Source organism: Sphingomonas oligoaromativorans (genome assembly GCF_011762195.1).
Classification (GTDB): Bacteria; Pseudomonadota; Alphaproteobacteria; order Sphingomonadales; family Sphingomonadaceae; genus Solisphingomonas; species Solisphingomonas oligoaromativorans.
Genome location: NZ_JAASQK010000004.1, coordinates 138,049 through 151,318, shown reverse-complemented (window position 1 = coordinate 151,318; position 13,270 = coordinate 138,049). Strand labels below are relative to the sequence as shown.

At 67.3% G+C, this 13,270-nt stretch carries 17 protein-coding genes; 13 read left to right on the top strand and 4 right to left on the bottom strand.

Features of this window, described 5'->3' with window-relative positions:
* Nucleotides 1-124: 124 nt before the first annotated feature.
* Both rpsP and ffh read right to left on the bottom strand, forming a co-directional pair.
* On the bottom strand, nt 125-547 hold the full coding sequence (rpsP, locus tag FHS98_RS09400; protein ID WP_167103454.1) for a 30S ribosomal protein S16: 423 nt from the start codon (nt 545-547) through the stop codon (nt 125-127).
* A gap of 48 nt (nt 548-595) precedes the next feature.
* Nucleotides 596-2,086: a signal recognition particle protein gene (gene ffh, locus FHS98_RS09395; protein ID WP_167103451.1), complete on the bottom strand. Its 1,491-nt coding sequence runs from the start codon at nt 2,084-2,086 to the stop codon at nt 596-598.
* 257 nt (nt 2,087-2,343) lie between these two features.
* On the opposite strand from ffh, the gene FHS98_RS09390 reads away from it, so the two are divergent.
* The 5 genes from FHS98_RS09390 to FHS98_RS09370 all read left to right on the top strand — a co-directional run bounded on the left by FHS98_RS09390 (nt 2,344) and on the right by FHS98_RS09370 (nt 7,941).
* Complete coding sequence (locus FHS98_RS09390) at nt 2,344-3,993, top strand: putative bifunctional diguanylate cyclase/phosphodiesterase (RefSeq protein WP_167103448.1); 1,650 nt, start codon at nt 2,344-2,346, stop codon at nt 3,991-3,993.
* 45 nt (nt 3,994-4,038) lie between these two features.
* Complete coding sequence (gene dapF, locus FHS98_RS09385; RefSeq protein WP_167103445.1) at nt 4,039-4,857, top strand: diaminopimelate epimerase; 819 nt, start codon at nt 4,039-4,041, stop codon at nt 4,855-4,857.
* The gene (gene mtaB / locus FHS98_RS09380; RefSeq protein ID WP_167103442.1) at nt 4,854-6,251 is read left to right on the top strand and encodes a tRNA (N(6)-L-threonylcarbamoyladenosine(37)-C(2))-methylthiotransferase MtaB; all 1,398 of its coding nucleotides are present in this window, start codon (nt 4,854-4,856) and stop codon (nt 6,249-6,251) included. Before dapF ends, mtaB begins: the two co-directional genes overlap by 4 nt.
* Nucleotides 6,248-7,189, top strand: a complete 942-nt coding sequence (gene ftsY / locus FHS98_RS09375; protein ID WP_167103439.1) for a signal recognition particle-docking protein FtsY — start codon at nt 6,248-6,250, stop codon at nt 7,187-7,189. Before mtaB ends, ftsY begins: the two co-directional genes overlap by 4 nt.
* Before the next feature lie 128 nt (nt 7,190-7,317).
* Entirely contained in the window at nt 7,318-7,941 is a 624-nt protein-coding gene (locus FHS98_RS09370; protein ID WP_243847947.1) for an inner membrane-spanning protein YciB, read from the top strand.
* An 82-nt stretch (nt 7,942-8,023) separates the two neighbouring features.
* On the opposite strand, the gene FHS98_RS09365 is transcribed toward FHS98_RS09370, so the two are convergent.
* Nucleotides 8,024-8,650, bottom strand: a complete 627-nt coding sequence (locus FHS98_RS09365) for a superoxide dismutase (RefSeq protein ID WP_167103437.1) — start codon at nt 8,648-8,650, stop codon at nt 8,024-8,026.
* A 124-nt stretch (nt 8,651-8,774) separates the two neighbouring features.
* Nucleotides 8,775-9,800, bottom strand: coding sequence for a phage shock protein operon transcriptional activator (gene pspF, locus FHS98_RS09360; RefSeq protein ID WP_167103434.1), 1,026 nt, complete (start codon nt 9,798-9,800; stop codon nt 8,775-8,777).
* A gap of 360 nt (nt 9,801-10,160) precedes the next feature.
* On the opposite strand from pspF, the gene pspA reads away from it, so the two are divergent.
* Genes pspA through FHS98_RS09320 form a run of 8 tightly spaced genes read left to right on the top strand, consistent with a single transcriptional unit; the run spans nt 10,161 to nt 13,270 of the window.
* Complete coding sequence (gene pspA / locus FHS98_RS09355) at nt 10,161-10,838, top strand: phage shock protein PspA (protein ID WP_167103431.1); 678 nt, start codon at nt 10,161-10,163, stop codon at nt 10,836-10,838.
* A 4-nt stretch (nt 10,839-10,842) separates the two neighbouring features.
* A complete protein-coding gene (pspB, locus tag FHS98_RS09350) occupies nt 10,843-11,124 on the top strand; it encodes an envelope stress response membrane protein PspB (RefSeq protein ID WP_019833006.1) in 282 nt (93 codons plus the stop codon).
* Nucleotides 11,125-11,155: 31 nt separating this feature from the next.
* Nucleotides 11,156-11,539, top strand: a complete 384-nt coding sequence (pspC, locus tag FHS98_RS09345) for an envelope stress response membrane protein PspC (protein ID WP_167103428.1) — start codon at nt 11,156-11,158, stop codon at nt 11,537-11,539.
* 27 nt (nt 11,540-11,566) lie between these two features.
* Nucleotides 11,567-11,824 carry a hypothetical protein gene (locus FHS98_RS09340; protein ID WP_167103425.1) on the top strand — a complete coding sequence of 86 codons (258 nt, stop codon included), beginning with the start codon at nt 11,567-11,569 and terminating at the stop codon, nt 11,822-11,824.
* A gap of 33 nt (nt 11,825-11,857) precedes the next feature.
* On the top strand, nt 11,858-12,112 hold the full coding sequence (locus FHS98_RS09335; protein WP_167103422.1) for a hypothetical protein: 255 nt from the start codon (nt 11,858-11,860) through the stop codon (nt 12,110-12,112).
* A 31-nt stretch (nt 12,113-12,143) separates the two neighbouring features.
* Nucleotides 12,144-12,377, top strand: coding sequence for a hypothetical protein (locus tag FHS98_RS09330; RefSeq protein WP_167103419.1), 234 nt, complete (start codon nt 12,144-12,146; stop codon nt 12,375-12,377).
* 60 nt (nt 12,378-12,437) lie between these two features.
* Nucleotides 12,438-12,851 (top strand): SufE family protein, encoded by a 414-nt coding sequence (locus FHS98_RS09325; protein WP_167103416.1) that lies wholly within the window; start codon nt 12,438-12,440, stop codon nt 12,849-12,851.
* Complete coding sequence (locus FHS98_RS09320; RefSeq protein WP_167103413.1) at nt 12,848-13,270, top strand: hypothetical protein; 423 nt, start codon at nt 12,848-12,850, stop codon at nt 13,268-13,270. The genes FHS98_RS09325 and FHS98_RS09320 overlap by 4 nt, the downstream gene beginning before the upstream one ends.

The window sequence follows — 13,270 nt, the reverse complement described above, 5'->3', positions numbered from 1 at the left end:
CGTTCGTCCTGAGCAAAGTCGAAGGACGTGCGGCAGGCGCCGCATTCAGGGCACGTGCTTCGACTACGCTCAGCACGAACGGATGGGTTCGGTGCCCCGCGTCGAGGCACCGAACCCATGATCATTACGCCTCGGTGGTTTCCTCGGCGGCCGGAGCCTCCTCGGCCGGGGCCGGAGCGGCAGCGGCTTCCGCAGCGGCTTCGGCGAGGGCGGCGGCCTTCGCAGCACGCTCCTCGGCGCGCTCCTTGGCCTTCTCGCCCGGCTCGGCCTTCTTCGGGTTGTTGCGCGCGGCGCGCTCACGGATGCCGGCGGCATCCAGGAAACGGGCGACGCGATCGGTCGGCTGCGCGCCCACCGAGAGCCAGTGCTTGGCACGCTCGCCGTCGAGGATCACGCGCTTCTCGTCATCCTTCGAGAGCATCGGGTTGTAGGTGCCGATCTTCTCGATGAAGGCGCCGTCGCGCGGCGCGGTCGAGTTGGCGACGACGATGCGGTAATACGGGCGCTTCTTGGAGCCACCGCGCGAGAGACGGATCGAAACAGCCATTCTAGTCTTCCTTCTATCAAATCGAAGCCACCCTTCTGGGTGACGAACTCACTTCTTCTTCAGGAAATTCTGGAAGCCGGGGGGAAGCCCCTGCGCTCCTCCAGGAAGTCCCGGAAGCCCTCCGAGGCCACCGGCCCCGCCGGCACCGGGCGGCATTCCGCCGCCGGCACCACCAAGGCCGCCCAAACCGCCCATGCCGCCGCCCTTTCCGAACAGCCCGGCAAGGCCCTTCAGGCCGCCCATTTTCTTGATCTTCTTCATGGCGGTCGCCATTTCCTGATGCATCTTCAGGATCTTGTTGACCTCCTGGACGGTGCGGCCGGCGCCCTTCGCGATGCGAATCTTGCGCTTCGCGTTGATGAGCTCCGGCTTGGCGCGCTCCTTGGGCGTCATCGAGCCGATGATCGCGTCCATGTGGATCAGAATCTTGTCGTCGACATTGCCGGCCGCCATGGCGTTCTTCACCTTGGCGACACCCGGCAGCATCGAGGCGAGTGCGCCGAGGCCGCCCATGCGGCGCATCTGGCCGAGCTGATTGCGCAGGTCGTTCAGGTCGAACTGCCCCTTCGACATGCGCTCGGCGAGCTGTTCGGCCTCTTCCTGCTTGATCGTCTCGGCGGCGCGCTCGACAAGGCTGACGACGTCGCCCATGCCCAGAATGCGGCCGGCGACGCGCGACGGCTGGAAGAGTTCGAGGCCATCCAGCTTCTCGCCCGTGCCGACGAACTTGATCGGCTTGCCGGTGACGGCGCGCATCGAGAGCGCCGCGCCACCGCGCGCATCGCCGTCCATGCGGGTGAGCACCACACCGGTCAGGGGCACCTGCTCGGAGAACGACTTCGCGACGTTGACCGCGTCCTGACCGGTCAGCGAGTCGACGACGAGGAGGATTTCGTCCGGCGTCGCGACATCGGCGACCGCCTTCATCTCGTCCATCAGCGCCTGATCGACGTGGAGACGGCCGGCGGTGTCGAGCATCAGCACGTCGAAGCCCTGGAGCTTCGCGGCGCTCAACGCGCGCTTGGCGATATCGACAGGCTGCTGGCCCTGCACGATCGGCAGCGTCGCCACTTCGGCCTGCGTGCCGAGGACCGCGAGCTGCTCCTGCGCGGCCGGACGATTGACGTCCAGCGAGGCCATCATGACCTTCTTCGCGCCCTTCTGCTTCAGGCGGCGGGCGATCTTGGCGGTGCTGGTGGTCTTGCCCGAACCCTGAAGGCCGACCATCATGATGATCGCGGGCGGGGTAACGTCGAGCTGGAGATCGGACGCTTCGGCACCCAGCATCTCGACCAGCGCGTCGTTGACGATCTTGACGACCTGCTGGCCCGGCGTGATCGACTTCAGGACGGACTGGCCGACGGCCGCTTCCGTCACCTTGTCGACGAACTCGCGCACCACCGGCAGCGCCACGTCGGCTTCGAGCAGCGCGATGCGCACTTCGCGCATCGCCGCGCGCACGTCGGCTTCGTTGAGCGCACCACGGCCACGCAGGCGATCGAAAACACCGCCCAGCCTTTCGCTCAAACTCTCGAACATGCGCCCAAACTCCTTTGCCGAACGATTCGCGACAGCCCAACGCACGAAGCGCCGGCGGGCGAAACTCGCCGGCCGGCGTACACCCGACTTCTGAGCCGCGTGCTTGGAGCCATCACGTTCGTCACGGAACGATGGCCGGCCCGATAGACGAAGCCCTCCCCGAAGGCAAGTCGAAGCGCGGCGAACGGCCTTCCGCCTTTACCGCTTCTATACCCTTTGGTCGCATGACGGGCTGCCGGAAAAGGAAAGTGGCCTCAATGTCGGATCAACAGGGCGAACTGCACAGCGCCGACGGGGCCATGATCCGCGCGCGCCGCGATCTTGTGGTGGGTGGCGTGCTGGTCGCCGCGATACTGGTGCTGGTGCTGAGCGGCTGGCGCTTCATCGGGTTCGCCCAGCGGCTGCTGGGCCATGGCAACGATGCCACCCAACTGGCGGCCGGCGACCGGCTGCTGCTGTCGGGCCTGCTCCTCAATCTCGCGCTGATCCTGTTCGGCTGGCGCCGCTATCGCGATCTCGCCGCCGCCACCACCCAGCACGATCTCGCGGCCGCCCGCGCCATGACGCTGGCGCGCATCGACGAGCTGACCGGCTTCCTCAACCGCCGCGCCATGGCATCGGACGGCGAAGCCCTGATTACGCAGGCCCGCCGGCAGGGCAAGGCGACCGCGCTGCTCACCATCGATCTCGACCATTTCAAGGCCGTGAACGAAGTCCATGGCCATCTCGCCGGCGACACGGTGCTGCGCGCCGCGACGGACATCATCCGTCGCGCGCTGCCCGCATCCGCCGTGGCCGGCCGGCTCGACGGCGACGAGTTCGCCGCCCTCCTGCCCTTCGATCCGCGCCATGCCGGCGCCATCGATTCGATCGCGGACTATATCGTGAGCGCGCTCGCCCAGCCGCTGATCGCGCGCGGCGTCACCGCGCATATCGGCGCGTCGATCGGCATCGCCCGCTCCGACGAGGATTGCCAGACGGTGGAAGCGCTGCTCCGCCGCGCCAATATCGCGATGCAGGCGGCCAAGGGCTCCGGCCGCGGCCGCCATGCATGGTTCGATACCTCGATGGAGCGCGAGTTGATCTCCCGCAACATGATCGAGGCCGGCCTGCGCGAAGGCATCCCGATCGGCCAGTTCGTCCCCTATTACGAGCCGCAGGTCGATCTGGAGACGAATGCGCTGCTCGGCTTCGAGGTATTGGCCCGCTGGGAGCATCCGACGCGCGGCGTGATCGCGCCGGACAATTTCATCCCCGTCGCCGAGGAATGCGGCCTCATCAGCGAGCTTTCGATCGCCGTGATGCGCCGCGCCTTCATCGAGGGGCGCGACTGGTCGCCATCGCTCTCGCTTTCGGTCAACATCTCCCCGGCGCAGCTCCGCGACCCGTGGCTGGCGCAGAAGATCGTCAAGCTGCTGGTCGAGACGGGTTTCCCCGCCAACCGGCTGGAGATCGAGATCACCGAAAGCTCGCTGTTCCAGAACCTGCCGCTTGCGCAGTCGATCGTCGGCAGCCTGAAGAACCAGGGCATCCGCCTCGCGCTCGACGATTTCGGCACCGGCTATTCGTCGCTGGCGCACCTGCGCGCGCTGCCCTTCGACCGGATCAAGATCGACCGCAGCTTCGTCACCTCAATCAACAAAGACCCGGAGTCCGCCGCGATCGTCAACGCCATCTCGAAGCTCGGCGAGAGCCTCAACCTGCCGATCACGGCGGAGGGCATCGAGGATGGCGACATCCGCGACCGGCTGCGCGCCATGGGCTGCCACAAGGGCCAGGGCTGGCACTTCGGCAAGCCGATGACGGTGACGGCCACGCGCCGGATGCTGGCCGAGCGCGGTCTGCTGCCGACCGCGCGGGGATCGCAGCCGATCGACGACCACGGCCTTTCCGCGCGCCGCGCCTGACGGCTTGTGTGGACTTGAGGGCGCACACTCCCTAGATCGCGCGCGATGGCGCACCGTTTCCACAAGATGCACGGCCTCGGCAACGACTTCGTCGTGTTCGACGCCCGCGAGCAGGCTCTCACCATGACCCCGGCGCGCGCCCGCGCGATCGCGGATCGTCATACCGGCGTCGGCTGCGACCAGCTCATTGTCGTCGAGCCCTCCGACGCGGCCACCGCCCGGATGCGGATCTTCAACAATGACGGCGGCGAGGTCGAAGCCTGCGGCAACGCGACGCGCTGCGTGGCGAGCCTGCTCGGCGGCCAGCCGACCATCGAGACGCTGGGCGGCATCCTCGTCAGCGAACTCACCGCCGGCGGCGCCAGCGTCGACATGGGCGCGCCCCGCTTCGACTGGGACGCGGTGCCGCTCGCCTACCCCATGGACACGAGCGCCCTCCCGCTTGCCTGGGACGGGCTAGAGCCGATCGCCCCGCCGATGGCGCTGAGCATCGGCAACCCGCACGTCATCTTCTTCGTGCCCGACACCGATGCGCTGGACCTTGCGACCAGCGGCCCGGTCGTCGAGCATGATCCGATCTTCCCCGAGCGCGTCAACGTCAACGTCGCCACCATCGAGAGCCGCAGCCGCATCCGGCTTCGCGTCTGGGAGCGTGGCGCGGGCCTGACGCTCGCCTGCGGGACGGGCGCCTGCGCCACCGCCGTCGCGGCGATCAAGTCGGGCCGGGTGGACAGCGGCGTCACCGTCGCGCTGCCGGGCGGCGAACTCGTGATCGACTGGCAGCCCGGCGGCCATATCCGCATGACCGGCCCCGCCACCCACGTCTTCACCGGCGAACTCGACCTGGAGGCCTTCGCCCCGTGAACGGCCCGGAGATCCTGACGCTGGGCTGCCGGCTCAACGCGACCGAGAGCGAAGCGATGCGCCAGCTCGCGGCCGGTCAGGACGATCTCGTCATCATCAATAGCTGCGCGGTGACGGCCGAGGCGGTGAAGCAGGCCCGACAGGAAATCCGCCGTGCCCGTCGCCGCCGCCCCGATGCGCGCATTATCGTGACGGGCTGCGCGGCGCAGATCGAGCCCGATGCCTTCGCGGCGATGCCCGAGGTGACGGCCGTCATCGGCAACCGCGAGAAGCGCGAGGCGACGGCCTTCCTTTCGCCCTCTTCCGTCATCCCGGCGAAGGCCGGGATCCAGAGCCATGAAACGCAACGCTTGCAGCCCTGGACCCCGGCCTTCGCCGGGGTGACGAAGAAGGGGTGGGATGACGAAGGCGAACCCGCTGGCGACACACGCACCAAAATCCACGTCTCCGACATCATGACGCTCCACGAGGCCGCGCCGCCCGCCGACCTTGGCGAACGCAACCGTGCCCGCGCCTTCGTCGAGGTGCAGAATGGCTGCGACCATCGCTGCACCTTCTGCATCATCCCCTTCGGCCGTGGCCCGAGCCGCTCCGTCCCCGCCGGCGCGGTGGTCGAGCGGATCAAAGCGTTGGTGGATGAGGGCTATAACGAGGTCGTCCTCACCGGCGTCGACACCACCAGCTATGGCCCGGACCTGCCCGGCGATCAGTCGCTGGGGATGCTGATCGAGCGCATCCTGAAGCTGGTGCCGGGCCTCAACCGCCTCCGCCTCTCCTCGCTCGACTCCGTCGAGATCGACGAGCGCCTGTTCGAGCTGGTGACGCAGGAGACGCGCATCCAGCCGCATCTCCACCTCTCGCTCCAGTCGGGCGACGACCTCATCCTCAAACGCATGAAGCGCCGCCACAGCCGCGCCCAGTCGGTCGCGATGGTCGAGCGCCTCAAGGCCGCCCGACCCGACATCGCGATCGGCGCGGACCTCATCGCCGGCTTCCCGACCGAGACGGAGGAGATGGCGGGCAACACGCTGAAACTGCTCGACGATTGCGACATTGTGATGGGGCATATCTTCCCCTTCTCGCCCCGCGCCGGCACGCCCGCCGCGAAGATGCCGCAGCTCGACACCGCCACCGTCCGCGCCCGTGCCAGGCGCCTGCGCGAAACCGCCGACGCCCGCCGCGCGCGCTGGCTGGAGACGCTGGTCGGCACCACCCAATCCGTGCTGGTCGAGGGCCTGAGCGGCCGCGGTCATGCCGGGAACTACGCCCCCGCCCGCCTTGCCTCCGGCGCGGCCAAGCGCGGCACACCCACCAACGGCGTCGTCATCGGCGATGTCGTCACCCTGCACATGACCCATATCGAGGACGGAATGCTGGTCGGAGAGACCCTGTGAGCGACACCCCTAGCGCATGGCATGAGAAGCTGGTCGCCGGCTTCCGCCGCACGTCCGAACGGCTGGGCGACAATCTCCAGAGCCTCTTCACCAAGGAGAAGCTCGATCGCGAGACTTTGGACGAGATCGAGGAGGCGCTGATCGCGTCCGACCTCGGCCCGACGACGGCCGCCCGCGTCCGCGCCCGCCTGGAGGACGAGCGCTACGAGAAGGGTCTCGACGAGGCCGCCTTGCGCGCCATCGTCGCCGAGGAAGTGGCCAAGATCCTCCGCCCCGTCGCCAAGCCGCTGGAGATCGAGGCCTTCCCGCGTCCGCAGGTGATCCTCGTCATCGGCGTCAACGGATCGGGCAAGACGACCACCATCGCCAAGCTCGCCCATCTGCTCCAGGAGCAGGACTATCAGGTGATGCTCGTCGCGGGCGACACCTTCCGCGCGGCGGCGATCGGCCAGCTCAAGGTGTGGGCGGATCGTATCGGCGTTCCGATCATCTCCGGCGCCGAAGGCGGGGACGCCGCCAGCCTCGTCTGGGAAGGCGTGAAGCAGGGCACCGCGATCGGCACCGACGTGCTGATCGTCGACACCGCCGGCCGCCTCCAGAACAAGGCGGGCCTGATGGACGAACTGTCCAAGATCCGCCGCGTGCTCGGCCGTCTCAATCCCGCCGCGCCGCACGATGTGGTGCTGGTGCTCGACGCCACCACCGGCCAGAACGCGCTCAACCAGATCGAGGTGTTCGGCAAGGAAGCCGGCGTCACCGGCCTCGTCATGACCAAGCTCGACGGCACCGCCAAGGGGGGCGTCCTCGTCGCGGCGGCGGAGAAGTTCGGCCTGCCCATCCATGCCATCGGCGTGGGCGAGACGCTCGACGACTTCCGCCCCTTCGATCCCGACGAGGTGGCGAGCCTCATCGCCCGTTCCAAGGATCGGGTGGACTAAGCCACATTTCCCCGCGCGCCATCGCGGGGGATATCCATCCCGCCGAAGCGTTCATCAACCGTCAGGGCGATTTCCGCTATAGTGACGGAATGGCCCGACTGGCACGGGCAAGAGACGAGAGGATCGAGTTGACCACCACCACCGCCGCCGCCGCGAAGCCGGAAGCCGGACCGATGCTGCGCCTCGCGCTCGATCTGGGGCCGCTGGTCGTCTATTTCGTCGCCTATTCGCTGACGGCGAAGAATATCTATGCGTCGACCGGCATCTTCATGGCGGCGACGGGGGCGGCGATGCTCATCTCGCTGGTGCGCTTCGGCCGCATCTCCCCGATGCAGTGGTTTTCGAGCGCCATGGTGCTGATCCTCGGCGGCCTCACCATCTGGCTGCACAAGGACTGGATCATCAAGATCAAGCCGACGCTCTATTACCTGATGGTGTCGGGCATCCTCTTCTTCGGCCTCTTCACCGGCAAGCCGACGCTCCGCCTCGCGCTGGGCAACGCCTATCCGGGGCTGAACGAGCGCGGCTGGGTGATCCTGTCGCGGAACTGGGCGTTGTTCTTCGTCGTGATGGCCGTCGCCAACGAGATCGTCTGGCGGAATTTCAGCACGGGCGTGTGGGTCGGCTACAAGCTATGGGGCGCGATCCCGGCGACGATGCTCTTCGCGCTCGCCAACATCCCGATGTTGATGAAGCATGGCCTCGGCGAGAGCGCCATGGCGGCCATCGCCGACTGTCCGCCCGAGGAATGAAGGAAGCCCGCGCGAGCGGTGAGGCTCGCGCGGGCTCCTGTCCGGCCCTCCCCTTACGGAGAGGGCCGTATTTGCGACCGGCTCAGGCCGGCTGCTGATCGGCGCGGCTGACGCCCTCGCCGTCGAGGTTCTGCGACACGAAGTCCCAGTTCACGACGTTCTTCAGCACCTTCTCGGCGAAGTCCGGGCGGGCGTTGCGATAGTCGATGTAATAGGCGTGTTCCCACACATCGAGCGTGAGCAGCGGCTTCATGCCCTCATAGACCACCGGGGTGTCGGCGTCGTGCAGCGACGTCACCTTGAGCGCGCCGCCGTCGAGCACCAGCCACGCCCAGCCGCTCGCGAAGTGGCCGACGGCCTCTTCCTTGAGCTTGGCGATCAGGGCGTCCTGGCCGCCGAAATCGTCGATCAGCTTGGCGAGCTTCTCGGACGGCTTGGTCGAGCCGGCCGGCGCGAGGCACTGCCAGAAGAAGCTGTGGTTCCAGATCTGGGCGGCGTTGTTGAACAGGCCCTTGTCGCCCTTGTCCTTGGCGAGCTTGGTCACTTCGACCAGCGTCTTGCCCGCGAGGCCCTTTTCGGCCTCCCAGCCATTGACCTTCTGCACATAAGCGTTGTGATGCTTGCCGTGATGATAATCGAAGGTCTCGGCCGACATGATCGGGTCGAGCGCGGTCTTCTCGAACGGAAGCGGGGGGAGGATGAAGGCCATCAGGCGTCTCCTTGGTTGGGAATCCGGTTTGGCTCCCCTAACGCCTCCGCCCGCCAAAAGTGCAGCGAAAACGCCTGTTGCGAAGCATTCTCATGGAACGGACGCGAAACGGACGGCCCCCGGCTCAGGCGCCGGTGCGATCGAGCAGATTATGACGCCTCAAAGCATGGCGAAGCTGGTCATAGGTGAGCGCCAGCGCCGCCGCCGTGGTCCGCTGGTTGAAGCGGCAGCGCTTGAGCGCGGCTTCCAGCAGCTTCTTCTCATAGGCGTCGCAGGCGGCGCGGAAATCGCCGACCTCAGCCTCCTCGACCACCACCGTCTGCGCCGGGCGCGGCTCCGCCGTCATCGCCGGCCGCGCCGCCTGCCCCTGCGGGCGCCAGGGCGAGGCGAAAGGATCGAACTCGATCGCGTCGATCGGCCTGGCGGGCTCGTCCCAGCGATAGACGGCACGCTCGATCACGTTGCGCAGCTCGCGGACGTTGCCCGGCCATTCGTAGCCGACCAGCGTCGCCAGCGCCTTGGGCGAAAACCCCTTCCAGTCGGTCCAGCCCAGCTCGAAGGCCATGCGCTGCCCGAAATAATCGACCAGCACCGGCACATCCCCCTCGCGATGACGCAGCGGCGGCAAGGTCACCACCTCGAAGGAGAGGCGATCGAGCAGATCGGCGCGGAACCGCCCTGCATCGACCAGCGAGGGCAGATGCTCGTTGGTGGCCGCCACGATGCGGACGTCCACCCGCACGGGACGCGAGGAGCCGATCCGCGTGACCTCGCCATATTCCACCGCGCGCAGCAACCGCTCCTGCGCGCCGGACGACAGCGTCGCCAGCTCGTCGAGGAACAACGTGCCGCCGTCCGCCTCCTCGAAGCGGCCCGCGCGCGCCTTGGTGGCGCCGGTGAAGGCGCCCGCCTCATGGCCGAACAATTCCGCCTCGATCAACGTCTCGGGCAGCGCCGCGCAGTTGAGCGTCACCAGCGGGCCGGACCAGCGCGGCGACAGGTGGTGGAGGCGCTCGGCGATCAGCTCCTTGCCGGTGCCCCGCTCGCCGATCACCAGCACCGGACGGTTGAGCCCGGCGGCCCGACTGGCGCGTTCGATCGCATCGAGGAAGGCGGTCGATTCGCCGATGAATTTGATGTCGCGATCCATGACCGCGAAGTTGGTGCAATTCACCAAAGTTTGGCAAGCCCCACACGGCGTATTATTTGCGCGATACACCCGAAACGCCCGGAAATGGGGACTTATGGAATTGGCACGGCTCCTGCATTGATCTTCACGTCACCGCCGAGCGCGGTTCACGGGATCAGGTTGGAGAAGCATCATGGTTCACTTCGACGTTATCGTGAGCAGCCGGATCGCCACCGCGCTCGTCACCCTTTTCGCGACGGCCGCCGCCAGCATCGTCTGTCTGGCCGCCGCGGTCGGTCCGGCGGCTGCCTGACCGATCGGGCCGGGCGGGTATCCCCTTTCCCGCCCGGTCATACCCACTTTCCACGAGGAGCAGTTTCTATGGGCATCTTTTCCCGCACCAGGGACATCATCGCCGCCAACGTCACCGATCTGCTCGATCGGGCGGAGGATCCGGCGAAGATGATCCGTATGATTATCATGGAGATGGAAGAGACGCTGATCGAGGTTCGCGCCTCGGCCGCCCGCACCATCGCCGACCAGAAGGAGATGCGCCGCCACATCGCCAAGCTCGACAAGCTCCAGGAAAGCTGGACCGAGAAGGCCGAGCTGGCGCTCAGCAAGGGCCGCGAGGATCTCGCCAAGGCCGCCCTGCTCGAAAAGCAGAAGGCCGGCGACATGGCGGAGCGCCTGCGTGAGGAAATCTCCGCGCTCGACGAGACGCTTCAGGCCTCTGAAGCGGACATCACCAAGCTCCAGAACAAGCTGCGCGAGGCGCGTGCCCGCCAGAACTCGATCGTCGCCCGTCTGGAGAGCGCGCAGAACCGCGCCCGCCTGCGCGAGATGACCAACGGCCCCAAGATCGACGAGGCGTTCAGCCGCTTCGAAACGCTGGAGCGCCGCGTCGACTTCGCGGAGGGCCGCGCCGAGGCCGCCGGCATGGGCACAGCGCCCAAGTCGCTGGAGGAGGAGATCGCCGATCTCCGCTCGTCCGAGAAGGTCGACGCCGAGCTGGAGGCCCTGAAGGCCCGCCTCGGCCGGACCGGCCAGGAGGGCTGAGGCCATGGAGGACGTCTTCCTGCCGATCGTGATCGTCGGTATGCTCTTCATCGGGCTGCCGTGGATCATCTTCCACTATGTCACCCAATGGAAGCGCGCCCGCGGCCTCTCGATCGAGGATGAGAACCTGCTCGACGGCCTGCACGATCTCGCCCGCCGGCTCGACGAGCGGCTCGCCACGATCGAGCGGATCGTCGCCGCCGACAATCCCAACTGGCGCCCCACCGCCGGCGAGCGCGTCGAACGCCCCCTGCGCGACAGCGACGACTGGCAGGGCCGCGCCTGAGCCGAAATCCTTCATCCGAAAGGGTAAAACCATGTCCGCCCGTCACACGAAATTCTATCTCGACAAGCGGAATGCCAAGTGGCTCGGCGTCTGCTCCGGCATCGCCGACTATACCGGGCTCGACGTCACGCTGGTGCGTGTCGGGCTGGTGGTCCTCACCTTCATCGGCGGCTTCCCGTGGACGCTGCTGGCCTACTGGATCACCGCCTGGCTCGCCAGCGACAAGCCGGTCGAGTTCGAGGATATGAGCCGGGAGGACCAGCGCTTCTGGCAGGGCGTGCGCGCCAAGCCGGGCAACTCCGTCCGCGACGTTCGCAGCCGCTTCCGCGATATCGACCGCCGCCTGTCGGACCTCGAAGTCTACTACACCAGCCACAACCGCCGGCTGGCCGACGAGATCGACAGCCTGCGCTGAGATCGGCCTGACAAAAGGACGCACAAGATGTTCTTCAGCCCCTTCATCATCCCCGTCACCGCGATCCTGGTCTTCGGGCTCGGCGGCATCCTCAAGATGTGGATCAGGTTCAAGGAGCGGCAGCTCGAATTCATGTCCACCCAGACCGCCGAGAAGGCCGCGCAATACGCCGCCAAGACCGAAAGGCTGGAACAGCGCATGGCGGTTCTGGAGCGCATCATCACCGATCGCTCCACCAAACTCGCCGACGAGATCGAGCATCTGCGCGATCAGCCGCTCAACTGAACAATCCCGCCCGAAAACAGGGGAGAGTAAAAGATGAACCCATTCGAGATGGTCGTGGCGATCGTCGCCATCGGAGCGGTCGCCAGCGTGCTCAGGGCCAAATATGGCGTGGTGCGCCGCTGGAAGGGCGAAGAGATGGTCGCCCGCCCCGGCCCGGATCCCGAGGCTCAGGCGCTCCGCGAGGAAATCCGCCAGCTCAAGGCGCGCGTCGCCACGCTGGAGCGGATCGCCACCGACAGTTCGAGTTCGCTCGATCGCGAGATCGAGTCCCTGCGCGACCGGCCGTGAACGGCCCCGCGCACATCCAAGGACAGTAGCGATGACTGAGACCCTCTCCATCATCACGCTTTCGATCGCGGGCCTCGGTGGTCTCGCAATGCTCACCGCGGCGGGGCTCAGCGGCTGGCGCGGCTGGCTGGATCTCCAGCGCCTCTCCATCGCCAACGAGCGCGAACTGACCACGCCGCCGCCCGCCGGCGCCCGCATCGAGCTGGCCGACCTCAAGGAGCGCATCCGCAAGCTCGAAGCCATTGCCGCCGGGATCGATCTCTGATCCCGGCGCCTTTTTCCTCTCACTCTTTTTCGGGGCGTCCGGGCCTGCTAACCGCCTCCCATGACTGCGACGCTCGATGATGTCCGCGAGGAATATGCCTTCCTCGATGCCGACGACCGCTACCGCCTCCTGATCGATCTGGGCCGCGCGCTGGAGCCCATGCCCGACGCGCTCAAGACCGACGCCACGCTGGTCCGGGGTTGCTCGGCTTCGGTGTGGGTCTATCCCACCCAGCCGGAGGACGGGCGGCTGCATTTCCTCGCCGACTCGAACGCCGCGATCACCAAGGGCATCATCGCGCTCGTGCTGCTGACCGTGCAGGACAAGCCGGCCGGCGCGATCGCGGAGATGGACATCGCGGCGGCCCTCGCGCCGTTCGACCTCAAGAACCAGCTCAGTTCGAACCGGACGCAAGGCATCCCCAACATGATCGCGTTGATCCGCGAGACTGCCGCGCGCTATGCCAAGGCATGATGATCGCGCGTAAACGCCTCTTCCTCGCTCTCGGCGCGGCGCTGCTGCTGACGGGCAGCGCCTCGGCGGCGGCCGTGGTGAAGGCCAAGGCCTATCCGACCGGCGTATTCACCGCCGCCGGCCACCAGATCGCGGCGAAGGACGTGCTCGACGCGCGCGCCATCCCGGACATCGCGGGCAAGCCCTCGCTGATGATTACGCTGACCCCGGCGGCGGCCGCCGCGATCCATGTCGCACAGGGCGCGCGGGTGCCCTGCACGCTGGACGGCAAGCCGCTCGGCGAGAGCCCGTCCGACTCGCTCGGCAGCGAGCATGTGCTCCAGCTTTCGGGCGACTTCGGGGACTATACGGCAACGTCCGCGCTCGCCCGCCGCATCTCGGGGCGCGATCCGGTGCCCGACAGCGAGAGCGACGAGTAA